Origin of the sequence: Streptomyces sp. NBC_01460 (assembly GCF_036227405.1) — a bacterium.
In the GTDB taxonomy this organism is placed as follows: Bacteria; Actinomycetota; Actinomycetes; order Streptomycetales; family Streptomycetaceae; genus Streptomyces.
In genome coordinates, this window is sequence record NZ_CP109473.1 from 1,950,535 (window position 1) to 1,972,761 (window position 22,227).

General features: G+C 72.1%; 20 protein-coding genes. 4 read left to right on the forward strand and 16 right to left on the reverse strand.

What is annotated here, in order from left to right; translation table 11 throughout:
* Positions 1-118: 118 nt before the first annotated feature.
* From OG488_RS08710 to OG488_RS08755, 10 genes are all read right to left on the reverse strand, one after another.
* Complete coding sequence (locus OG488_RS08710) at positions 119-1,669, reverse strand: glycoside hydrolase family 43 protein (RefSeq protein ID WP_329227471.1); 1,551 nt, start codon at positions 1,667-1,669, stop codon at positions 119-121.
* Positions 1,666-2,490 carry a PmoA family protein gene (locus OG488_RS08715; protein ID WP_329227473.1) on the reverse strand — a complete coding sequence of 275 codons (825 nt, stop codon included), beginning with the start codon at positions 2,488-2,490 and terminating at the stop codon, positions 1,666-1,668. Before OG488_RS08715 ends, OG488_RS08710 begins: the two co-directional genes overlap by 4 nt.
* A complete protein-coding gene (locus OG488_RS08720; protein ID WP_329227475.1) occupies positions 2,487-3,659 on the reverse strand; it encodes a Gfo/Idh/MocA family protein in 1,173 nt (390 codons plus the stop codon). Before OG488_RS08720 ends, OG488_RS08715 begins: the two co-directional genes overlap by 4 nt.
* 76 nt (positions 3,660-3,735) lie before the next feature.
* Positions 3,736-4,653 carry a carbohydrate ABC transporter permease gene (locus tag OG488_RS08725; RefSeq protein ID WP_329227478.1) on the reverse strand — a complete coding sequence of 306 codons (918 nt, stop codon included), beginning with the start codon at positions 4,651-4,653 and terminating at the stop codon, positions 3,736-3,738.
* A complete protein-coding gene (locus OG488_RS08730; RefSeq protein ID WP_329227479.1) occupies positions 4,650-5,588 on the reverse strand; it encodes a carbohydrate ABC transporter permease in 939 nt (312 codons plus the stop codon). Before OG488_RS08730 ends, OG488_RS08725 begins: the two co-directional genes overlap by 4 nt.
* A 121-nt stretch (positions 5,589-5,709) precedes the next feature.
* Positions 5,710-7,455, reverse strand: a complete 1,746-nt coding sequence (araD, locus tag OG488_RS08735) for an L-arabinonate dehydratase (protein ID WP_329227481.1) — start codon at positions 7,453-7,455, stop codon at positions 5,710-5,712.
* On the reverse strand, positions 7,452-8,354 hold the full coding sequence (locus OG488_RS08740; protein WP_329227483.1) for a dihydrodipicolinate synthase family protein: 903 nt from the start codon (positions 8,352-8,354) through the stop codon (positions 7,452-7,454). Before OG488_RS08740 ends, araD begins: the two co-directional genes overlap by 4 nt.
* Positions 8,355-8,404: 50 nt before the next feature.
* Complete coding sequence (locus OG488_RS08745; RefSeq protein WP_329227485.1) at positions 8,405-9,061, reverse strand: GntR family transcriptional regulator; 657 nt, start codon at positions 9,059-9,061, stop codon at positions 8,405-8,407.
* Positions 9,062-9,304: 243 nt separating this feature from the next.
* Positions 9,305-10,489 carry a hypothetical protein gene (locus OG488_RS08750; RefSeq protein WP_329227487.1) on the reverse strand — a complete coding sequence of 395 codons (1,185 nt, stop codon included), beginning with the start codon at positions 10,487-10,489 and terminating at the stop codon, positions 9,305-9,307.
* A complete protein-coding gene (locus OG488_RS08755; protein ID WP_329227489.1) occupies positions 10,486-11,445 on the reverse strand; it encodes a 5-dehydro-4-deoxyglucarate dehydratase in 960 nt (319 codons plus the stop codon). The genes OG488_RS08750 and OG488_RS08755 overlap by 4 nt, the downstream gene beginning before the upstream one ends.
* A gap of 342 nt (positions 11,446-11,787) precedes the next feature.
* Between OG488_RS08755 and OG488_RS08760 the strand changes: the two genes are divergently transcribed.
* The 4 genes from OG488_RS08760 to OG488_RS08775 all read left to right on the forward strand — a co-directional run bounded on the left by OG488_RS08760 (position 11,788) and on the right by OG488_RS08775 (position 15,015).
* Positions 11,788-12,597, forward strand: a complete 810-nt coding sequence (locus OG488_RS08760; RefSeq protein WP_329227491.1) for an NAD-dependent epimerase/dehydratase family protein — start codon at positions 11,788-11,790, stop codon at positions 12,595-12,597.
* Between the two features lie 207 nt (positions 12,598-12,804).
* Entirely contained in the window at positions 12,805-13,377 is a 573-nt protein-coding gene (locus tag OG488_RS08765) for a dihydrofolate reductase family protein (protein WP_329227493.1), read from the forward strand.
* Between the two features lie 101 nt (positions 13,378-13,478).
* The gene (locus OG488_RS08770; RefSeq protein ID WP_329227495.1) at positions 13,479-13,712 is read left to right on the forward strand and encodes a hypothetical protein; all 234 of its coding nucleotides are present in this window, start codon (positions 13,479-13,481) and stop codon (positions 13,710-13,712) included.
* Positions 13,713-13,776: 64 nt separating this feature from the next.
* Positions 13,777-15,015, forward strand: a complete 1,239-nt coding sequence (locus OG488_RS08775) for a TerD family protein (RefSeq protein ID WP_329227496.1) — start codon at positions 13,777-13,779, stop codon at positions 15,013-15,015.
* Between the two features lie 206 nt (positions 15,016-15,221).
* On the opposite strand, the gene OG488_RS08780 is transcribed toward OG488_RS08775, so the two are convergent.
* The 6 genes from OG488_RS08780 to OG488_RS08805 all read right to left on the reverse strand — a co-directional run bounded on the left by OG488_RS08780 (position 15,222) and on the right by OG488_RS08805 (position 22,194).
* Positions 15,222-15,452, reverse strand: coding sequence for a hypothetical protein (locus tag OG488_RS08780; protein ID WP_014156926.1), 231 nt, complete (start codon positions 15,450-15,452; stop codon positions 15,222-15,224).
* A gap of 79 nt (positions 15,453-15,531) precedes the next feature.
* Positions 15,532-17,112, reverse strand: coding sequence for a TROVE domain-containing protein (locus OG488_RS08785; RefSeq protein WP_329227498.1), 1,581 nt, complete (start codon positions 17,110-17,112; stop codon positions 15,532-15,534).
* Positions 17,113-17,465: 353 nt separating this feature from the next.
* Positions 17,466-18,938, reverse strand: coding sequence for an alkaline phosphatase PhoX (locus tag OG488_RS08790; protein WP_329227500.1), 1,473 nt, complete (start codon positions 18,936-18,938; stop codon positions 17,466-17,468).
* Between the two features lie 244 nt (positions 18,939-19,182).
* The gene (locus OG488_RS08795; RefSeq protein ID WP_329227502.1) at positions 19,183-20,655 is read right to left on the reverse strand and encodes a hypothetical protein; all 1,473 of its coding nucleotides are present in this window, start codon (positions 20,653-20,655) and stop codon (positions 19,183-19,185) included.
* A gap of 118 nt (positions 20,656-20,773) precedes the next feature.
* Positions 20,774-21,481, reverse strand: a complete 708-nt coding sequence (locus OG488_RS08800; protein ID WP_329227504.1) for an antibiotic biosynthesis monooxygenase — start codon at positions 21,479-21,481, stop codon at positions 20,774-20,776.
* 83 nt (positions 21,482-21,564) lie between these two features.
* Positions 21,565-22,194 (reverse strand): DUF4232 domain-containing protein, encoded by a 630-nt coding sequence (locus tag OG488_RS08805; RefSeq protein ID WP_329227506.1) that lies wholly within the window; start codon positions 22,192-22,194, stop codon positions 21,565-21,567.
* Positions 22,195-22,227: the final 33 nt, after the last annotated feature.

A 22,227-nucleotide genomic window follows, 5' to 3' on the forward strand; every position in this document is an offset into this window, starting at 1 on the left:
CCGTCCTGGCTCCGCGCACGCCGGAGGACGGCGGGGGTGAAGGCGGTGAACGGTGTTCTCGCTCTGGTGCGCTCGGTACGGAGGTGCGTCATTGCGGCTCCCATACGGCGGTGCGGGGTCAGGTGGTGCGCGGTGGCGCGGTGGTGCGGAACGCGGTGAAGCCGGCTGTTCCGGAGGGCCCCGAACCGGCCGGGGCGGTGGCGAAGAGGCCCAGCAGCGCGCCGACCCACCGCCAGGGCGCGGCGGCGAAGACCTGGCCGGAGGCCCGGAATCCGGACCCGTCGCCGGTGTCGGCGTAGAAGCGGCAGCGGGCGCCCCGGGTGACCTCGATCCGTACCCGGACCGAGGCGTCGGGTGCGGGGCGGGGGTGCTCGGCGTCCCGCTCGTGCTCGGCGACGGTCTCGGCGTACCGGTGCACGAGCTGGGCCGTGCCGTCGGCCCCGGCCTCCAGGCCGATCCACGAGAAGGCGTCCCCGAGCACGGCGAGCCCGGCCTTGGCGTCCGGTTCGCCGGTGTCGAGCGTGATGCCCACCTCGACGGTGAACTCCTCGGCGGGCAGCCGCTGCACCAGGACGTTGGGCAGGGCGCGCAGATCGTGCGCGTACGCGGTCCGTACGCAGCTGAGGCGCAGCCCGTCGCCGCCGTGGCCGACCGTCCAGCCGGGCCGCGGATCGGCCGTCCACTGCCACTGCCGGCCGTACCGCCCGCCGGGGAAGTCGTCGCTGGAGACCGGGGCCTCCGCGGTCTGTTCCGGCGCCTTCGGGCTGCGGTGGGTGAGGACGGGTTCGCCCTCGTCACCGATGACCGGCCAGCCCTCCTCGTCCCAGCGCATGGGCTGGAGGTGCACGACACGGCCGTAGGCCCCGCGTGCCTGGAAGTGCAGGAACCAGTCCTCACCCGCGGCGGTCCTGACCCAGCCGCCCTGGTGGGGGCCGTTGACCTCGGTGCTGCCCTGGGCGAGGACGACCCGCTCCTCGTAGGGGCCGGCGAACGTCCGCGAGCGGAAGGCGCCCTGCCACCCGGTCTCCACTCCCCCGGCGGGGGCGAAGATCCAGAACCAGCCGTCGTGCCGGTAGAGCTTGGGGCCTTCGAGGGTGAACCAGCCCGGGATCGTGTCGGCGTCGACCAGGGTCGTGCCCTCGTCGAGGAGTTCGCGCCCGTCGGGGCTCATCCGGTGGCCGGTGAGCCGGTTCTTGATGCCGGAGCGCGACTTGGCCCACGCGTGGACCAGATAGGCCTCGCCGGTCTCCTCGTCCCAGAGGGGGCAGGCGTCGATCAGGCCCTTCCCGGCCTTGACGAGGTGCGGGGCGCTCCAGGGGCCGCGGATGTTCTCGGCGTTGATCTGCTGGACGCCGTGGTCGGGGTCCCCCCAGAAGATCCAGAAGCGTCCGGCGTGGTGGCGCAGCGACGGCGCCCACACCCCGCAGTCGTGGCGCGGCACGGAGAAGTCGGCCTCCGGTCCGAGCCGGTCGAGGGCGTGGCCGATCAGGGTCCAGTTGACCAGGTCACGGGAGTGCAGCAGGGGCAGCCCGGGGACCCGGCCGAAGCTGGACGCCGTGAGGTAGTGGTCGTCGCCGACGCGCACGACGTCGGGGTCGGACCAGTCGGAGTTGAGGACCGGGTTGCGGTAGGTGCCGTCCCCGAGGTCGGCTCTCCAGGGCATGGTCATGCGGCGACCGCCTTGCGGACGAGGGCGCCCGCGGCGTCCCGGCCGAGGCGTCCGTCGGCGACGACGGTGACGACCCTGCGCACGACGGTGGCTCCGGCGGGGACGGGAAGCCGCCGGTCGGCGGCGAGGGATGAACCGACCCCCGGGTACTCGGTGGTGCGCACGAACCACGGGTCGCGCCGGGTCTCTTCGGTCGCGCCGGCGAAGACGAGGGTCCAGCCGTCCCCGGCGAGGGCCAGCCAGTCGGCGGCCCTGCCGTGCACGGCCTCCTCGCCGTCGAGCGTGCCGCTGAAGACGGCGGGCGGCACGGCCTCCTTGGGTGCGCGCCAGAAGAATCCGCCGTACCCGGCTCCGGGGCGGCCGTTGGTGGCGGGGCTGCCGATGGAGAGGTCCGTGGAGCCCCGGTTGGTGAGGGAGAAGGAGAAGTCCAGCGCCCAGGCGGTGTCGGAGAGCCCGACGGCGGCGACCGTGCGGTGCTCGCGCAGCAGCTCGGTGCCGTCGGCCTCCCAGCTGAGCTCCTCCACGAAGCCGTCCGGGTCGCGGAGCTTCCAGCCGAGGTGGCGCTGCGTCCCGTGGTTGTCGAGCACGGTGGGTCCCTGGTCACGGACGAAGGTGCGCCCGCCCCAGAAGTTGTGCCCGGCCACGTCGGGCACCGCGACGGAGGCGCCCAGGTGGTGGATGTGGTCGGCGGGCCGCTCCTCGGTGACGGGGGTGCCGGCGAGTGTGGTGACGGGGTGCAGGTAGGGCCGGCCGTCGGTCCCGGGCCGGTGGCCGTAGCGGCCGACGGGCCGTCCGGCGCAGCTGAGGAGTGCGGTGGTCATGGGGTGCTCACCTCGCTCGGGCGCGCCCAGGAGGCGCCCAGTTCGGAGAAGAGGGTGAGGGTGTCGGCCGCGGCGGCGACGGTGCCGTCGACACCGCGCACGATGCGCCGTACGCCGTCGCCCGTGTCGGCCGGGCGGGTGTACCAGGCGGTGGCGGGCAGTGCGGCGGGCTCGGGGGCGGTGCGCACGGCCTCCAGGACCCGCATGAACGCGCCGGTGCGCTCCGGCGGCACGAGGAGCGGGGTGCCGTGCTCCAGGTGGTCGACGAGGTTCTCCAGGAGGTCGGTCCGCCCGTGCACGGCCTCCTCGGGGCCGTGTCCGGCGCGCTGGACGAGGACCCGGTCCTGCTTGTACCAGAAGGTGACGCGGCCGCGGTCGCCGTGGACGATCACGTACGGTTCGCCGGCCTCCTCCGCGCAGAGGGTGACCGCGACGGTGACCGGAGTCCCGTCGGCGGTGGTGACCCGGACGCAGCTGGTGTCGTCGGACTCGATGTCGTGGGCGCGGAAGAGCTCGGTCTCGATGGACGCCACGTCGTCGGCCGTTCCCCGGCCGGCGAGTTCGAGTGCGGTGGCGACGGCGTGCGCCAGGGGGTTGGTGAGCACCCCGTCGACCACGTCGGTCCCGCCCAGCCTGCGCCGCCCGGCCCAGGGGGCCCGCCGGAAGTAGGCGTCGTCGCGGACCCAGGCGCCGGCGGCCCCGACGCCGCGGACGGCGCCGATCGCCCCGGAGCGCACGAGGTCCTTGACGGCGGGCACGGCGTGCGAGCCGAGGGACTGGAAGCCGATCTGGCAGGCGATGCCCGCCTCCCGTACCCCGTCCGCCATGCGGGCGTAGTCGTCCCAGGTTGCGGCCGGGGGCTTCTCCAGAAGGAGGTGGACGCCCCGGGCCGCGGCGGTCAGGGCCAGCGTGGTGTGGGTCGGGATGGGGGTGCAGACGACGGCGGCGCGCGCGCCGGTGGAGTCCAGGAGGGCCCCGAAGTCGGCGGACTGCTCGGGCATCTCGTCGGCGAACAGGTCGAGTTCGCCGTCGGTCAGCGGGTTCAGCTCGCAGATCCCGGCCAGCCGGACCAGCCCCTGGTGCTGGAGCCGGCGGATGTTGGCGAGGTGCCAGCGGCCGTGGCCGCGGGCGCCGGCCAGGACGACGGGGAGGGGGGTGGTCACGCTCATCGGTCCGCCTTCCCCGCTCCGGCCCCGCGGGCCACGTCGGTGGCGGTGCGGGCGTGGAGCTTCCAGGTCATGTCCGTCATCCCTTCACGGCGCCGGCGCTGAAGCCGGTGATGAGCCACTTCTGGATGAAGGCGAAGACGATGACCACCGGAACCGCGGCGATGACACCGCCCGCGGCCAGCGCCCCCAGGTCGACACTGTCGGCGCCGATGAGGGTGTTGAGGCCGACCGGGATCGTCTGCTTGTCCTGTTCGCTGAGGAACATCAGGGCGAACAGGAAGTGGTTCCAGCTGTGGACGAAGGCGAAGGAGCCGACGGCGATCAGACCGGGGCGCAGCAGCGGCAGGACGACGGCGCAGAAGGCCTTGAAGCGCGAGCAGCCGTCCACCCAGGCGGCCTCTTCGAGGGAGACCGGGACGTTCTTGATGAAGCCGCTGATCAGGATGATCGACAGGGGAAGCTGGAAGACGGTCTCCGCGATGACGACGCTCCCCAGGGAGTTGATCATCTGGAGGTTCTTGAAGATCTCGAAGAGCGGCACGAGCATCAGGGCGCCCGGGATGAACTGCGAGCAGAGCAGCGCCAGCATGAAGGCGCCCTTGATCTTGAAGTCGAACCGGGCCAGGGCGTAGCCGCCGGCCAGCGCGACCAGGGTCGTGGCGATCAGCGTCGCGACGCCGACGATCATGCTGTTCTGGAAGAAGAGGGCGAAGCTGCGCTCGTTCCAGACCTTGGAGAAGTGGTCCCCCGTCATGGGCCAGGGCACCAGGGAGGTGGAGCCGGCGGGCCGTACGGCGAAGAGGAACATCCAGTAGAACGGGATGAGCGTGAAGAGCAGGTAGATGCCGAGCGGCACGTAGATCTGCCAGCGCGGTACGTCGTCGAAGGCGCGCTCGCGCTTGGTCCGGCGGTGCGAGGAGGGCGGCGGGACGTCGTCCCGCCGGGAGAGCCCGGGCGTGCGGGCGTCGTTCTTCTCTACGAGTGCGGCAGTCACTTGTGGTCGCCTCCGAACTTGCTCAGGCGCAGATAGACGATCGAGCAGAAGAGGAGGATCACGAAGGCGACGGTGGTCAGCGCGGACGCGTATCCGAAGTCGTGGCCCTCGATGCCGGTATTGGCGACGTAGAGCGGGAGGGTGGTGGTCTCGCCCGCCGGCCCGCCGCCGGTGAGGGTGTAGAGGAGGTCGACGTTGTTGAACTCCCAGACCCCGCGGAGCAGGGTGGCGAGGATGATCGCGTCGCGCAGGTGCGGGAGCGTGATGTGGAAGAACTGCCGCATCCGGCCCGCGCCGTCGACCGACGCCGCCTCGTACAGCTCCTTGGAGACCGACTGCAGGTCGGCGAGGATGAGGATGGCGAAGAAGGGGACCCCGCGCCAGAGTTCGGAGACGGTGGCCGCCCAGAAGACGGTCCCGGTGTCGGAGAGGACCGAGGTGCCGTACTCACCGATCCCGGCGTCCGCGAGGTAGCGGCTGAAGCCGGTCGACGAGTTGTAGAGCAGGATCCAGATGGTGCTGGTGAGCACACCGGAGACGGCCCAGGGCGAGAAGACCATGGCGCGGGAGATGCCGCGTCCGACGAAGCTCTGGTTGACGATCAGCGCGAGCGCGAGGCCGAGCGCCAGCTGGAGGGTCACCTGGGTGAAGACCCACTGGGCGCTGAAGCCGAGCGTCGACCAGAACTGGTCGTCCTCGGTGAAGATCCGGGTGAAGTTGTCGAAGCCGGCGAAGCCGTTCCGCCACGGCTTGGTGACGTTGTAGTCCTGCAGGCTGTAGTAGAAGACGCTGATCACCGGATAGGCGATGAAGCCCAGCATCAGCAGGCCCGCGGGTGCGATCAGCAGGTACGGCAGGCGGCGGGGACTGGCCGAACGGCGCTTCGGCGCCTGCCCCTTGGGGGGCGGTGTGGCCACGGCTGCGGATTGGGCCATGACGCGTCTCCGATCTCTGGGAAGTGCTGGATGTGCCGTGCGTTCGGTGCATGGTGCAAGCGCTTACCGCATGCCGTTCGGTATCCCGGACGACGCGGTGCGCGGAATTCCTCTTCGCGGTTCAGCCCGCGTACGGGTCGGGCACTTCTCCCTGCCGGGCCAGGAACGTGAAGTCGCAGCCGGTGTCGGCCTGGGTGATCTGGTCCTGGTAGAGCGCCCCGAATCCGCGCCCGTAGCGGGCGGGCGGCTCGGTCCACCCGGACCTGCGGAGCTCCAGCTCCTCGTCGGTGACGTCGAGGTGGAGCAGCCGCGCCTCGACGTCCAGGGTGATCAGGTCACCGGTGCGGACCAGCGCGAGCGGCCCGCCGACGAAGGACTCGGGTGCGATGTGCAGGACGCAGGCGCCGTAACTGGTGCCGCTCATCCGGGCGTCGGAGAGCCGCACCATGTCCCGTACGCCCTGCTTCAGCAGGTAGTCGGGGATGGGCAGCATGCCGTACTCCGGCATCCCGGGGCCGCCCTTGGGGCCGGCGTTGCGGAGCACCAGCACGTGGTCCGGGGTGAGGGCCAGGGCCGGGTCGTTGATGGTGCGCTGCATCTCCTTGTAGTCGTCGAAGACGACCGCCGGTCCGGTGTGGCGCAGCAGGTGGGGCTCTGCGGCGATGTGCTTGATGACCGCGCCGTCCGGGCACAGGTTGCCGCGCAGGACGGCGACACCGCCCTCCTCCGCCAGCGGGTTGTCCCGCTCCCGGATGACCTCGGAGTTGTGGACGAGCGCCCCGTCGAGCTGTTCGCGCATCGTGGCGTGCGTGACGGTGGGCCGGTCCAGGTGGAGCACGTCGGTGAGCCGTGCCAGGAACCCGGGGAGTCCTCCGGCGAAGTGGAAGTCCTCCATCAGGTACTTCCCGCCGGGGCGGAGGTTGGCGAGGACGGGCACGGTGCGGGCGATGCGGTCGAAGTCGTCCAGGGTGAGCTTCACCCCGGAGCGGCCCGCCATCGCGATCAGGTGGATGACGGCGTTGGTGGAGCCGCCGAGCGCGAGGACCGTGGCGACCGCGTCCTCGTAGGCGTCCGCCGTGAGGATCCGTGACAGCTTCAGCTGTTGCCACACCAGTTCGACGATCCGGATCCCGGACTGCGCCGCCATCCGGTCGTGACCGGAGTCCACGGCCGGGATGGACGAGGCGCCCGGCACCGTGACGCCCAGCGCCTCGGCGGCGGCCGTCAGGGTCGAGGCGGTGCCCATCGTCATGCAGTGGCCGGGGGAGCGGGCGAGGCCGTTCTCCAGCTCGGCCATCTCGCAGTCGCCGATGAGGCCGGCCCGCTTGTCGTCCCAGTACTTCCACATGTCCGTGCCGGAGCCCAGGACCTCGTCGCGCCAGTGGCCCGGCAGCATCGGCCCGGCCGGCACGAAGACCGTCGGCAGGTCGACGGAGGCGGCGCCCATCAGCAGCGCGGGCGTGGACTTGTCGCAGCCGCCCAGCAGCACGGCGCCGTCGACGGGGTAGGAGCGCAGCAGCTCCTCCGTCTCCATCGCCAGCAGGTTGCGGTAGAGCATCGGGGTGGGCTTCTGGAAGGTCTCCGAGAGCGTGGAGACCGGGAACTCCAGCGGGAAGCCGCCCGCCTGCCAGACCCCCCGCTTGACCGCCTGCGCGCGCTCGCGGAGATGGACGTGGCAGGGATTGATGTCGGACCAGGTGTTGAGGATCGCGATGACCGGCTTGCCCAGGTGCTCCTCGGGGAGGTAGCCGAGCTGACGGGTGCGGGCGCGGTGACTGAACGAGCGGAGCCCGTCCGTGCCGTACCACTGGTGGCTGCGCAGTTCCTCGGGAGCGAGGCGGCGGCCCGCCGACGACGCGCCGGTCATATGGACCACCCGGCGACCAGGGAGGCGACCTCGGCGCGCTGCGCCTCGGGCAGCACCCGGCTGGGCGCGCGTACGTCGCGGCGGCAGAGCCCGAGGGAGGCCAGGGCCTCCTTGACGACCGTCACGTTGTTCGCGGACTGCCGGTCGGCGCGCAGGTCCTCGAAGCGGCGGATCTGCTCCCAGACCTTCATCGCGGCGAGGTAGTCGCCCGCGCGGAGCGCCTCGATCATGGCGATCGAGACGCCGGGGGCGACGTTGACGAGCCCGGAGGTGAATCCGGTGGCGCCGGTGGCGAAGTAGGAGGGGGCGTACAGCTCGGCGAGCCCGGCGACCCACACGAAGCGCTCCAGGCCGGCGTCGCGGGCGAACGCGCCGAAGCGGGCGGCGTCCGGGACGGCGTACTTCACCCCGATGACGTTGGGGCAGCTGTCGGCGAGCTCGGCGAGGCGCTCACCGGCGAGCAGCGGGTTGCGGACGTACGGCACGACCCCCAGCCCGGGGACGGCCTCGGCGATGGCCCGGTGGTAGTCGATCCAGCCGTCCTGCGAGACGTAGGGGTGCACCGGCTGGTGCACCATCACCATCGCCGCTCCGCAGTCCCTCGCGTGCTCGGCGGCGGCCACGGCGGTCGGCACGTCGTGGCCGACCCCGACCAGGACGGTGGCACGGCCACCCGTCTCCTCGACGGTGAGCTCGGTGACGGTACGCCGCTCGTCGGGGGTGAGCGCGTAGAACTCACCGGTGTTGCCGTTCGGGGTGACGATGCGGACGCCGCCGTCGAGCAGCCGTCGCAGCAGGGCCCGGTGCGCCGGGATGTCGATGCCGCCGTCCTCGGCGAACGGAGTCACCGGGATCGCCACAACGTCTGCGAGGGCCGCCTTCAGCGGGGAGAAGTCCATGCGGACTGACCTTTCGTCGAGGTGCTGGTGAGCCGTGTCCAGCTGGTGGTTCACGTCGTGTCACCCCCGTCTTCGTCGTCGGGGAAGGCACGGCGTACGAACGATGCGATGTGGTCGTGCAGGGCCCCCGCGGCGGCCTCCGCGTCGTCGGCCAGGGCGAGCCGCAGGATCTCGCGGTGCTCGGCCGCCTCGCGCTCCCAGGACGGGATCGCCGACCAGGCGACGGTCGACACCAGTGCGGCCTGGTCGCGGATCTCGTCGAGCATCCGGGCGAGCAGCGGGTTGCCGCAGGGCAGGTAGAGCGCCCGGTGGAAGTCCCGGTTGGCGAGCGACCTGTCCGCCTTGTCGACCGCCGAGTCGGAGCGCTCCAGGGCCTCCTGGGCCGCTTCCAGCGAGACCTTGCGGGTGATGGAGCGGCGCAGCGCCTCCGGCTCGAGGAGCAGGCGGACGTCGTACACCTCCCGGGCCATCGTCGCGTCGACGAGCCGGACGGTGGCTCCCTTGTACTGGCTCATGACCACGAGCCCGGTACCGGCGAGCGTCTTCAGCGCCTCACGCACGGGGGTCTTCGACACCCCGAACTGTGCGGCGAGTTCGGTCTCCACGAGTGCCTGTCCCGGCTTCAGCTGTGCGGTGAGGATGGCGTGCTTGATCGCCTCCAGCACGTACTGGGTCCTGGACGGGATGGGGGCAGGCGCAAAGGTCATGGGTGAAGAGCTCTCGCATCTCGCGTATCGCGTCTCATATATGACGTACGAAGTACGACGCGGATGAAGCTAGAGCCGCGGGAATGTTTCGTCAACGCTTCTGGCAAAAGAAGTTCACCGACCTCGCGACGGCGGGGGCACGGACGGCGGCCCGTACGGCTCCGCGGTCCGGGGGCGGAAACGGCACAGGCCCCCGGCCGCACGCCGGGGACCTGCGCTTCGAGGGTGGGAGACGGTCCGCGGTCAGCCGCCGCGGACCGCGGAGAGGGCGTCGCCGACGGCGGCGAGATCCGGACCGGAGGCCAGACCCGCGTGGTACAGGCGCAGTTGGTCCGCACCGAGCGAGGCCGCGTGCGCGGCGTCGCGCTCCAGGGTGCCGGGGCTGCCGCCCATGCCGCTCACCACGTTGAAATTCGCGGCCAGCACCCCGGACAGCCCGGCGAACGGGCCGAGCACCGCCTCGCGCGCCGCGTCGCCGCCGGTGCAGGGCAGCACGACCCCGTCGGCCGTGGACAGGATGTGGGCGGGGTCGGTCCCCACGTTGGCGCCGGTGCGGTGGGAGGCCGGGTCGGCGTGGAGCAGGACCTGGAAGTCCGGCCCCGCCGCCGCGCCCCGCACAGCGGCGACAGCCGCCTCCTGGAGGCCCCTGGCGACCTGGACGCGCCATCGGAGGGTGGCGTCCGCGAGGCCCGCGCCGAGCAGCTTCTCCACCCCGGCCCAGCCCTGCTCCCCGGATCCCGGCCCGGCCCAGACGGGTTCCAGGGCGCGGCGCACGGCGTCGCGCAGCTCGTCGGGGTCCAGGCCCACCGAGGCGTAGCCGGCGCGGCAGTCGGAGCAGAAGCAGAGGGACATCAGGTACTGCGCCGCGTCGCCGAGCGCGACCCCGGAGACCTTGTCGTGGGCGTGCAGATGGGCGAAGCCGTACCAGCCGCAGGACTCCAGCTCCGTACCCGACGTCCCGGGGCGTACGGCCGCCTCCGCCGCCAGGTCCACCAGGTAGGCGTGAACGGCGGGCCGTGCGATGCACGGCGCCCAGGGGTAGCGGTCCCCGTAGGCGTTGACCACGGAGGTGTCCGGATGCTCCGCGCCCAGGCGGGAGTTGTGCGCGAGCACCACCCAGGAGTGCACCTGGAGGCCGGCCGCCGCCAGGGCCTCGGCGGCCTCGGCGTAGGGGTCGTCCCCCGCCACCCAGGACTGCCCGTAGGGGCGGAGCTCCCGTCCCGCCCACCGCGCGGTGTCCGGCGGGTAGAGCACCGCCGCGTGTTCGGCGGTGACGATCCGGCGGCAGGGGTGGCGCGGGGTCAGGGCCCGGGTGGAGTGGTAGGCGGAGGCGAGCGTCACCTGTTCGACGCCCAGAACGGCGAGGCGGGCGGGGGCGGCCGGGTCCCCCACGACGTCCCAGGGGTACAGGAAGGCGGAGGCCTTCATTTCGCCTCCTCCGCGCGGTACTTCTCCAGCAGGGCGCGGCCGTCGGCGATGATCGAGGTCAGCTCCTCGACGTGCTCGGCCGACGGCTCGGTGAGCGGGGTGCGCACCGGGCCGACGTCCAGGCCCTCCAGCCGGACCGCCGCCTTCACCAGCGACACCGCGTAGCCGCGGCCCTTGGCCCGCAGTTCGACGAGCGGCCGGTAGAAGTGGTCGAGCAGCGCGTTGACCAGGTCGTCGTCGCCGGAGTCCAGCGCCCGGTAGAAGGCCAGGGCGATGTCGGGCGCGAACGCGAAGACGGCGGAGGAGTACAGCGTGACGCCGATGCCCCGGTAGGCGAGCCCGGTGAGCTCGGCGGTGGGCAGCCCGTTGAAGTACAGGAAGTCCTCGCCGGGCAGTCCGGTGCGTACGGCGCTGACGATGCGCTGCATCAGGTCGAGGTCGCCGTAGCCGTCCTTGAGGCCGATGATCCCGGGGGTCCGGGCCAGGGCGACGACGGTCTCCGGGGTGAAGACCGCGTTGTCCCGCTGGTAGACGACCGTCTCCAGGGAGGTGGCGGCCGCGAGGGCGGTGTAGTGCGCCAGCAGGCCCTCCTGGCCGGCGACGACGAGGTAGGGCGGCATGGCGAGGAGCCCGTCCGCGCCGGCCTCCTCGGCGAGCTTCGCGAACTGGACCGCGAGGGCCGTGCCGTAGCCGGCTCCGGCGACCACGGGCACCTGCCCCGCGGCCTCCTCGACGGCGGCCCCGACGACGAGCCGGAACTCCTCCGGCGTCAGCGCGTGGAACTCGCCGGTGCCGCAGCAGGCGAAGACGGCTGCCGCGCCGGCGTCGATCCCCGCGCGCACATGCGCGCGGAAGGCGTCCGGATCGACGGCGCCGTCCGGCCCGTAGGCGGTGACGGGGAAGAAGAGCGGCCCGGCGACATCGGTGAGTCGGGCGGCAAGGGGGGCTGAGGTCACGGGCGCTCCCTGAGCAGATTCAGGCGTGCACAATTATGATCGGCGTCCATATTTCTGAACGGCGCCACGCTAAGGCAGCCGCGCGGCGCTGGTCAAGACGCGAACACCCGACCCCGGGACGAACCTGCCGACACCGAGCGACACTTGACGCGGTCCGTCGTGACTTCTTATTTTGTCCACGCATGTGAATGCCGTCCATGAATTTGACGCACCGGGCGGTTGCGTGACATCCGCGTGCCCCACGTACCCCGCAGGTCCCACGTCCGGCCACACGCAGCACAGCACCGCACCGTCCGCGCACGCCGCGCCCGCGCCCTGCGCCCGCACCGAGGAGATCTTCATATGCCAGCTCCCCGCACCGTCCTTCTCACCGGCGCCGCCGGCGGCCTCGGCACCCTGATGCGCGGGCTGCTCCCCGCGTACGGCTACGACCTCCGGCTCCTCGACCTCACCCCCATCGAGGGCGAACCGGACGCCGTCACCGCCGATCTCGGCGACAAGGCCGCTCTGCGGGAGGCCGTGCGGGGCGTCGACGCGGTCATCCACCTGGCGGGCATCTCCCTCGAGGCCTCGTTCGACAAGATTCTGCACTCCAACATCGAGGGCACCTACAACCTCTACGAGGCGGCGCGCGAGGAGGGCGTGAAGCGCATCGTGTTCGCCTCCTCCAACCACGCCATCGGCTACACCCCGCGCCCGCTCCCCGGTGACCCGCTGATCCCGGTCGGGACCCCCCGCCGGCCCGACACCTTCTACGGCCTGTCGAAGTCCTTCGGCGAGGACCTCGCGCAGTTCTACTGGGACAAGCACGGCATCGAGACCGTCTCCGTGCGCATCGGCTCCTGCTTCATGGAACCGACCTCCGTGCGGATGCTCTCCGTCTGGATGAGCCCGGGCGACGGGGCCCGCCTCTTCCACGCGGCCCTGACCGCCGAGGACGTGCGCCACACGGTGGTCTACGGCTCCTCGGACAACACCCGCCTGTGGTGGGACCTGACGACGGCACGCTCCCTCGGCTACGACCCGCAGGACGACTCCGAGCAGTACGCGGACAAGCTCGTCGCCGAGCACGGCGAGCTGGACCCGGAGAACCCCGACCACGCCCACCTCGGCGGCCACTTCGTCACGGACCCCCCGATCTGGCCCTACTGAGCCGGTCCCCGGCCCCGCCCGGTGATCCGCTCACAGGGGGGCGGAGCACCGGGGCTTCCGGAACCCGTCGCGCGTCCGCCGATGAGTTCTCCCCCGGCCGGCGGTCATGGATCACGTACGGTACGGCGAACGGCCGCGGGAGCGGTCGTCGCGGGCACCGGGCGAATCCGACGGCAGCAGGACACGAACACGGACACGGGGACCACGATGCGCACTCTGATCAGCACCGCCTTCATCTCGCTCGACGGAGTGGTGGAGGGACCCGGCGGCGAGCCCGGTTACCGGAACTCCGGATGGACCTTCAAGGACGTCGAGTTCCTGCCCGAGGCGTTCGAGATCAAGGGCAGGGAGCAGAAGGAAGCCGCCGCGATGCTGCTGGGCCGCAGCAGCTACGAGGCGTTCAGCCCGGTGTGGCCCGGCATGGAGGACTTCGCGGACTACAAGCTGATGCCGAAGTACGTCGTCTCCACGACGCTCGGCGAGGGCGACCTGGTGTCCGACTGGGGCGAGACCACCATCCTGCGCTCGCTGGACGACGTCGCCGCGCTGAAGGAGACCGAGGGCGGCCCGATCATCGTCCACGGCAGCGCCGCCCTCAACCGGAGCCTCTCGGACGCCGGCCTCGTCGACCGCTACCACCTGCTCGTCTTCCCTCTCCTCCTGGGAGCGGGCAAGCGGCTCTTCAGCACGACGGACAAGGACACCCAGCACCTGAGGCTCGTGGAGCACGAGGCCTACGCCAACGGGCTCCAGAAGAACGTCTTCGACGTCGTCCGCTGACCGCCGCGGGAACGGTACGGGCCTCCGGCGCACCGCGGCCGGGCAGTTGCCCGGCACGGAATTCACGCGACGCGACGCTGCCGGTCGGGCACCATACGCCCATGCCGAGACCTACAGGATTCCAGTACGAGCAGCACGGCGACGCGAGCGTCACCCTCACCCATCACGGCCGCCCCGCGGGAACGCTGCGCGGCGGCCGGGCGGAGAAGTTCCTGGCGGAGGTGGTGTCCGGTGACGCCCAGCTCGTCATGGCCCGCTGGACGGGCGCGTACCGGCACGGCAACGAGCGCACCGCCCGGGACCACCCCCGCAACCGGGCCCGCGGCGGGCGCTGAGCCGTCCGGACCACACACACGAAGGTAAGGGAACGGCAAAGAGGGGTCGTTCGTTAGCCCGTGCATGACCGCAATGACCCCCGGCTCGAACATCCCTCTCTCCGCCGCCCGCGTGGCGGTGGACGTCGCCGCCCCGGTGCGGCTCGACGTCTCGGGCCTGCTGCTCACCGCTGACGGCAAGGTGCGCTCCGACGACGACTTCATCTTCTACAACCAGCCCTCGGGCCCCGGTGTGACGTACCGCTCGGGCGGCGGCTCCGCGCCCGACGCGATCGTCGTGGACACCACGGCGGTCCCCCCGGGCATCGAGAAGATCGTGGTCACGGCGAGCCCCGACGCCGCGGGCCAGACCTTCCGCGGCATCGAGCCCACGGCCACCGTGCGCAACGCGGACGACGGCAGCGCGCTCGCCACCTTCACCCCGCCGCAGCTGGGCGGCGAGACGGCGCTGGTGGTCATCGAGATCTACCTGCGCAACGGCGCCTGGAAGGCCCGCGCGGTCGGCCAGGGCTACACGAACGGTCTGGCCGGCATCGCCACGGACTTCGGCGTCTCGGTGGAGGAGCCCGCCGCGGCCGCCGCGCCCGCCCCGGTGGCGGCACCCGTGGCACCGCCCGCCGCTCCCCCGACCGCCGCACCCGTGGACCCCCGGATCGCTCCGCCGGCGCCCGCGGCACCGCCCGCACCGCCCGCACCGCCCGCACCGCCCGCGCCCGCCGGCTCCGGGAAGATCAACCTCGACAAGGGCAAGGTCAGCCTCCAGAAGAACCAGACGGTGTCCCTGGTCAAGGGCGGCAGGCCGCTGCTCTCGCAGGTCAAGATGGGCCTCGGCTGGGAGCCCGCGTTCCGCGGCAAGGACATCGACCTCGACGCCTCGGTGATCGCCTTCGGCCCCGACCGCAATCACCTGGACAGCTGCTACTTCGGCAAGCTGTCCATCCTCGGCGGAGCGGTCAAGCACTCCGGCGACAACCTCACGGGTGAGGGCGCGGGCGACGACGAGGTGATCGTCGTGGACCTCGGCCGGATCCCCGCCGACGCGACGGGGCTGGTCTTCACGGTCAACTCCTTCACCGGGCAGAAGTTCACCGAGGTCGCCAAGGCCTACTGCCGGCTGATCGACGCGGCCACCGGCGAGGAGCTGGTCCGCTTCGACCTGACCGGCGCGGAGCCGCAGACGGGCGTGATGATGGCCAAGCTGATCAAGCAGTTCTCCGGCGAGTGGGAGATGACCGCCATGGGTGAGTTCGTGAAGTCGCGGACCGTCCGCGGCATGGTGAAGCCGGCCTCGAAGGCCCTGTAGGGCCGTCCTCCGGACGCGCCCCGGCGCCGTCCGGACGGGTCACGGCACCGTCCGGACGGGTCACGGCGCCGTCCGGACGGGTCACGGCACCGTCCGGACGGGTCCGGACCCCGGAACGGCTTCCGGGGCACCCGACGGGTCTCCCCTTCAGGTGCCCCGGATCCGGAGAGTCTCCGGTGGGACGCGGTGCGTGCTCGTCCGCTCTCTCAGAGCTTGGTCAGCTTGGAATACGGGCTCAGGATCCTCCCCTGTCGCCCCGAGAAGTCGATGAGCACTGCGTCGTTGTCGCCCTCGACAGCGAGGACTCGTCCGAGTCCGAACTGGTCGTGCGACACCCTGTCGCCCACATCGAAGCATTCGACCGGTGGGGCCGCCTGGGCCGGGCGGTTGAAGGGACTGGAAGGCAGGTGACGCCGGGAACCGGCTGACTGTTTCATTACGGTCGAGTATGCGCCCTGTAAGCGCCCGACGCCATGCCCGACCGCTCCGGAGCGGGCAGTAGTGCCGGATTCGTAATCAGCGGTTCCAGGGCCAGTCGGCGCTCCTGCCCGCTTCCAGCAGGGGCACCATGCGGAACGCCGCGTCGGAAAGACCCCCGAAGGTGTGGCGGTTCTCGCTTCCCGACGGCGCGTGCCCGGTCCGGTAGCCGGCGAGGTTCCAGGTGTATACGGGCACCGTGGGCGGGACGCCCCCGGTGACGTCACCGTAGTGGGTGAACGACGCCTGCTCGTCCGTGACGATCAGCACCCGGTCGTGCGCGCGGTAGTGCTTGCGCACCGCCTGGACGGTATTGGTGCCGCCGAGGTTGCCGAAGCGCTCGATGATCCTCAGCACGGACTCGCCCCGGCGGTGGGCCACGGCGGCGCTGCCCGTGCCGAACTGCACCAGATCCGCGTCGGCGGCCCGCAGCGCCAGTGCCGCGCCGAAGACGGCGGCCGCGTCGGCGCGGTTCAGCAGGGAGCGGTCCGAGAGCGGCGCCCCCATCGAACCGGAGCGGTCGACGAGGATCAGGGTGCGGCCGGGCAGCGCGGGGACGTTGCCCAGCGAGTGCCCGAGCGCCTGCTCCAGCGGGTAGGCCCAGCGCAACGACGGCGCGTGCTGGTAGGCCGCCAGGTAGCGGAAGGGGAACTGCCGTGAGGAGGCGACGGCCTCCGGGTCGCTGATCTTCGCCGCCACACCCGCCGCGACCTCGTCCGAGACCCCCGCCTCGTCGAAGTTGCGCAGGTTGCGGACGAGCGCCATCACGCCCATGGACGGGATCACGGCCTCCCAGGCCGCGGCGTCCATCGGCCCCTGCAGCCAGCCCGCCAGGGCCTCCCAGGTCATGCCCGCGTCCGCCAGCCGGTCCGCTCCGTCCGGTCCGGTGACCAGGGAGCGACGCTCGGCGACCGGCACCGCCATCAGTGCCCGGTGCGCGGTGAGCGTCCGGTTCGACGCAGGCGGCACGGCGTCCTCGGGGTGGTGCCTGCGGTCCAGGGCGTACCGGAAGAGGTCGCCCTGCCAGGGCTTGCCGGGGTCGGGCGCCGCGTGCACCAGATTGAGTACGTCGCCGAAGCGGTATCCCTTGGACGCGGTGTCGTACTTCAGCAGCGCCCTGCCGTTGTAGAGGCGGCGCACGGCGTCAGCGATCCCCCGCTTGACCGGCTTGGGCAGGGCGCGCCCGTGGTGCGAGGTCCAGTATCCGAGCAGCTCTCCGGGCTCGTCGGGGCGCAGCAGCACGGAGTCCACCACCTGTCGGTTGGACGGGCCGCCCGTCGCGCCCGCGTCGAGCCGCGCCTTCACGTACTCGGCGGCGCCGACGACCGACGCGGTGCGCATCTGTCCCTCGCGGCGCAGCCAGCCCAGCAGCCCCGCGGTCCACTCGGGGTCCTCGACGGCGAGTGTCCGCACCAGTGCGGCGAAGCGGGTGTCGCGTCCCTCGTCGTCCTCGTGGTAGGTGTCCTGCGACACGAAGTTCGCGACCGCGAGCAGGAAGAGCTCGGAGCGGCTGTCCCGGAGGTGCCCGACGGCGCCCTGGTGGTTCGGGGCGGTGCGTCCGGTCGACCGGACGGGCGAGGTGGCGCGGGGCCGGGTGAGGCGGGTGTTGAAGCGTGCCATGTGAGTTCCCCCGAATTCATGAAATCGATGGGGGAGGGCACAGCGAGGAAGGGGTGCCCGAGATCAGGAGTCGGCGACGGTGCTTGCCCGATGCTCCACCCGATTGAGCTACCGGCCGTGGCCGGGCGGGATTCGAACCCGCACCCCTCGGATCCGTAGAAGTATCCGTTGCCTGCGCACCGGGCACCCCGGCGCTTGTGCCTCCCGAGATCAGGACGGCTGCGGCGGTTTCGGGAAAGGAAGGAGCCGCTGCCTTCGCACCGGGAGGTGCATGGCCATGACTTTAGGAGAACAACTGCGCGGTGTGCGAGGGGATTTCCCCCGCGCACCGCGCCGCACCGCGCCGGGGGACGTCAGTGCTTGTCGGACTGGCGCTTCCACGGACCTGTGATGGCGAGCATGATGCCCGGGGTCTGGATGTTGGCGAAGAGCGTCTTTCCGTCCGGTGAGAAGGTGACGCCGGTGAATTCGCTGTAGGAGGGGTCCTCCGCCGTGCCGCCGTTCAGCTCGTTGCGGGCGATCGGGTAGGTGCGGCCGCTGTCCGTGGCACCGAAGAGGTGCTGGATGCCTTCGCCGTCCTCGGCGATGACCAGACCGCCGTAGGGCGAGACGGTGATGTTGTCCGGGCCGTCGAAGGCACCGTCCACGGAGGGGTCGGCGTTGACACCGAGGAGCACCTTCAGGGTCAGCGTGCGGCGCTTGGGGTCGTAGAACCAGACCTGGCCGTCGTGGGCGACGGGGCTCTCGTCACGGGCGAACGAGGAGACGATGTAGGCGCCGCCGTCGCTCCACCACATGCCCTCCAGCTTGCGGGCACGGGTGACCTGACCGTCGGTGAACTGCTTGCGGACGGAGACGCTCTTCGCGTCCCGGTCGGGCACGTCCACCCAGTCCACGCCGTAGACCGTGCCGACCTTCGTGGCGCGGGACAGGTCGTCGACGAACGTGCCGTTCCGGTCGAAGCACTTCGTGGCCTGGAGGACGCCGGCGTCGTCGGCGAGGGTGCGCAGCTTGCCCCGGCCGTGCTTGAAGCCGTGCGGCGGAACCCAGCGGTAGAGCAGGCCGTTGGGGCCCGAGGCGTCCTCCGTCAGGTAGGCGTGGCCCTGCTTCGGGTCGATGACGACGGCCTCGTGGGCGTACCGCCCGAACGCCTTGACCGGGCGCGGGTCGCGGTTGGCGCGCTTGTCGTACGGGTCGACCTCGAAGACGTAGCCGTGGTCCTTGAGGAGACCGTTCTTGCCGGCCCTGTCCTCGGTCTCCTCGCAGGTGAGCCAGGTGCCCCACGCGGTGCTGCCGCCGGCGCAGTTGGTCGACGTGCCCGCGATGCCGACCCACTCGGCCGTGCGTCCGTCGCGACGGGTCTCCACGACCGTGCACCCGCCGGCCGCGACCGGGTCGTAGACGAGGCCCTCGGTGAGCGGTACGGGGTGCTCCCAGCCGGCCCGCGTGCCGCTCAGCTCGTGGTTGTTGACGAGGAGGGTGACACCGCGGGGGCCTTCGAAGGCGGCGGTGCCGTCATGGTTGGAGGGGGTCGGTTCGCCCGTCTCCAGCGTGGTGACACCGCTGTGGGTGATCACGCGGTAGGAGAATCCGGCGGGCAGCGCGAGGATGCCCTTCGGGTCGGGGAGCAGCGGGCCGTAGCCCAGCTCCTTGCCGTGCCCGTGCCCGTGGTCGTGGCCATGACCGTCGTCACCGTGGCCGTGCCGCGCGTCGTCGGCCGCCAGGGCTCCGGGCGCCGTGGCCAGTGCACCGACGGCACCGGTGAGGGCTATACCGGCACCGGTGAGGGCGGACTGTCTGCTGAATTCCCTGCGCGTGATCGACATCGCGGACTCCTGGTGGTGCGTGGGCCGGGTGGGTTGGCGCGATCACGCTCCCTCCCCCACACCAACAGGAGTTGAACGACGTACGACGTCGAGCGGGCCCTCACGTCAAGCCGTACGGCTTTCCCTGACAAATCAGGTCACCGGGCGCGGCTCCGGCCGGGCGCGCCTGGCCGGAAAGCCGCCTGACCACCGGAGCCGCCCGGCCGGAGAGCCGCCCGGCGCGCGGACGGTCCGGCCCCGCGGTTCAGCTCTTCGCGCGTGAGCGGGCCTTGAAGGCGGCCTTGCGCGCGTCCTTCGCGATCTTCCGGTCCCGGTGCAGCCGGCCCACGGCCTCGAGCACCTCCTCCGTCGCGGGGTGCTCCACCCGCCATGCCTCGTCGAAGAAGCCGCTGTGCTGACCGGAGAGCCCCTCGACCAGTTCCTGGAGCTCCTCCAGGTCGCCGTCGGCGTCCAACTGCGCGGCGATCGTGTCCACGGCGAGCCAGAAGATCATCGACTCCGGCGGTGCCGGCACGTCCGCCGCCCCGCGCTCCGCGAGCCAGACCCGCGCCAGCCCGCCGAGCTCGGGGTCACCGAGCACCGCGCGCACCGCGGGCTCGGCCTCGGGCCCGACCAGGGCGAGGGCCTGCTGGCAGTGGAGCCTGCGCAGCGGGGCGCGCCGGTCCGCCCCGCGTGCCGCGCCGAGGAGCTCCGCCGCGGCGGCCTCCGCCCCGGCCGCGCCGTGCCGGCCGAGCCAGAGCCCGACCTCGGTGCGCGCGGCCTCCTCGGGGTAGTAGGCGATGCCGTCGAGGAGGGCGTCGGCCCCCTTGTCGGTGAGGTCGCCGACGGCGGGCGCGTCCACACCGGCCTCCAGCATCCGTTCCCGGATGCCGTAGAGGCCGAGGGGGGTCAGCTTCACCATGCCGTAGCGGGTGACGTCCTCGTCGTCGGCGGGGGGTGCCGCCTCCTCGCCCTCCTCGGTCAGCAACGTCTCGTCCACCGGCCGGTATTCGACGATCCCGATGGGTTCGAGCACCCGGAACTGGTCGTCCAGCCGCATCATGGCCTCCGACACCTGTTCCAGGATGTCGTCGGTGGGCTCGCCCATGTCCTCGGGCACCACGACGGACGCGGCGAGCGCGGGCAGCGGCACGGTGCCGTCGGCGGGACCGGCCTCCGAGAGGGTCAGCAGGTAGAGGTTGCCGAGCACCCCGTCGAGGAAGTCGGCTTCCTCCTCCGGGTCCCAGTCCAGGGCGTCGAAGTCGACGCTCCCGTCCTCGCCGATGAGGTCGGCGAAGTCGTCGAACGCCGGGGCGGTGGCGTCCGCGTGCACGGCTTCCAGCCCGTCGAGCCAGATCGCGAGGACGTCGGCGGGTGAACCGGAGGTCAGCAGGGCCAGGTTCTCGCCGGCCGTGGCGGTGCCCTCCGCGTCGTCGCCCTCGGCCTCCTCCGCGTCCTGCGGGTCCTCGACGTCGACGAGCCCCGTGTCGACCGCGAGGCGCCACGCCTCGCTGGCGGAGGCGGCGCCGTCCTCGTCGTCGGCGAGCCCCAGGTGCCGCGCGGCGGCGGGCAGCTGGGCGTCCACGAGCTCGCCGCCGGCGCCGACCCGGGTCCCGGGCCCCGCCCAGCGGGCGAGGCGGGCGGCTCGGGCGAGCAGCGGAGCGGCCAGCGCGTCCCGTGCCAGCTCGGCCTCGGTGTGCAGCCGCACCGGCGGCAGGGAGGGGCGCTCTGCTGACATCAGGGGGGTCTCCTCGGGGCGTTGCACGGGCTGTGTCCGGGGCCGCCGTCCCGGTACACACGGGTTCGCGGCCACCGTCCCAGCGTAGACGTATTTCGTCCCCTGCCGCCCGGTTCCCCTACAGGCCGGCCGCGAGGCGGAGCGCGGGGGTGTAGCGGTGCACGCCGCCGCCCGTCACGCCCGGGTAGGCCTGGACCCGCTCCCACTGCGGCGACGGGGTTCCGGCACCCTCACCGTCCCCCGCGAGCGCGTCGATGTGGGCCTGCGCGGTCTCCCACTCGGCGTAGTTGAGCACACGGTCCCCCGCCGTACCGACGTGGAAGTGCGCGGAGATACCGCCGGGCACCGGTTCCGTCTCGGTCGCCAGTGCCTCGAACACGGCGTCCACCCAGTCCCGTTGGCGGGCCGGGTCCGGTCCCGCGAACTCCACGTCGACGATCACGACGCAGCCCGGCTCACGCGTGCCGCTCCCCCGGCTCCCCGAGCGGTACAGCTCGAAGGTGTGCGGCCCGAGCCGCTCGATCCCGGGGACGGCCGCGTCGATCTCGGCGTTGCGCGCGTCGCGGCCGCTCCGCACGAACTCCTGGTACGCCTCCTCGCCGGACCACTGCGAGTAGTGGAGCAGCGTCTTCCCGTCCTCCCCGGTGTGCACGGTGTACGAGAGGAGGCCGGGGTGCGGCCACTCGCGGGCTGTCCAGGCAGCACGGACGGCCTCGACCGTCAGCCGCTGCCGTTCCGGGGTGCCGACGCCCCACGTACTGACCTTGACGATGCCCGCGTCGGGACGGGTGAGGTCGGGGCGGGAGTCGAACTGCACGGCAGACATGGCGTGATCCTCTCCGGCACACCCTCGCGGTGTGCCTTCGACGAACACCCTCGTACGTCAAGCACGCTTGAGGTCAAGGCCGTTCATCCGGCCTTCCCCGTACGCCAGGCCGTCGTGTTCAGCTCGTCCATCAGCCGGATGTCGTGACCCTCCAGCGGGAAGACGCGTGCTCCCGTGTCCGGGGCGGCGGCGATCTCCAGGGCGTCCCCCTCGATGAGGTCTCCGCCCTCCTTGGTGGAGACCCAGGCCAGCGTCGACGTGACGCTCCTCCCGGGCTTCAGCACGACCTCCTCCGGCCCCTCGTCGTTGCCGAACATCGACCCGCCCGGGTTCACGGGGACGGGGATGCGCTCGCCGTCGTCCCCCAGCGCGCGGACGGAGGGGTAACCGTGGACGCGGTAGGACTTCGCACCGCAGTTGGTGAGCGTGAGCGTGACCGCGCGGTGGAACATCGCCGTCTGGACGGGGCCCATCTCCACGGCCACGCCCGAGGCCGGGCAGCCCCCGCTCGTCGCCGCGGGGGTGGGGACGGGGGCGCCCTGGGCGGGCACGTCCGCCGTGGGCCCGGAGTCCGCCGCCGGCGTCGCCACGGAGGCGCTCGGGGCCGGGCCGGGCTCCCCCTCGCCCGCCGGGACGAGGAACCCGGCACAGCCGGAGAGGGGCAGTGTGGCTGCCGTGAGCACTGCGGCCGTGATCGTCTTCCGTACGCGCATGCCGTGTACCCCACCCCTGGAACGGTCCGTCGC